At 41.5% G+C, this 542-nt stretch carries 1 protein-coding gene and 1 pseudogene; one reads left to right on the forward strand and one right to left on the reverse strand.

The features are described 5' to 3' along the window. A pseudogene (locus tag R7Q48_RS30350) lies at positions 1 to 160 on the forward strand (transcriptional regulator); the annotation flags it as partial. 200 nt (positions 161 to 360) lie between these two features. Here R7Q48_RS30350 and R7Q48_RS30355 read toward each other — a convergent pair. Then, positions 361 to 542, reverse strand: a 182-nt coding sequence (locus tag R7Q48_RS30355) for a hypothetical protein (RefSeq protein ID WP_318134122.1), incomplete at its 5' end; no start/stop codon positions are given.

Here is a 542-nt window from a genome sequence, read left to right on the forward strand (position 1 = left end):
CATCGCGATAAAACCTAGATTTGCGTACTACCTATGTGCACCCAAGGGTTACTTGAAGCGACCAAAAGCACAACTATTTGCCCAGTGGTTAAAAGAAGAGATAGACACATTTGAAAAGTCAGTGACACAAGATTTTGAAATTATCGAGCTCGATAAATAAGCACGTCTTACTTCAAAAGGAGTTTTGCTAAACAGCAAGAGAACGACCAAGTTCGGTGATGAATGTTAGCCAGCATCTCAGCATCAAAGTAAAGCAAACTTAAAAGATGAACGTTGATGACTCTTCAAACAACTTTCGGCCATAGATATAAAAAGCCCCGCACGAGGCGGGGCTTTAAAATCATAGAGTTAACTTAAGAATTACTTCTTAGCGTTACGCTCTTTAACGTCAGCAATTACTTGCTCAGCAACGTTGTTTGGACATGGTGAGTAGTGTGAGAACTCCATAGAGAACTGACCACGACCAGATGTCATTGTACGTAGAGTACCGATGTAACCGAACATTTCTGATAGAGGTACATCACCCTTGATGCGTACGCCAG

This window comes from Vibrio sp. 378 (assembly GCF_033339435.1).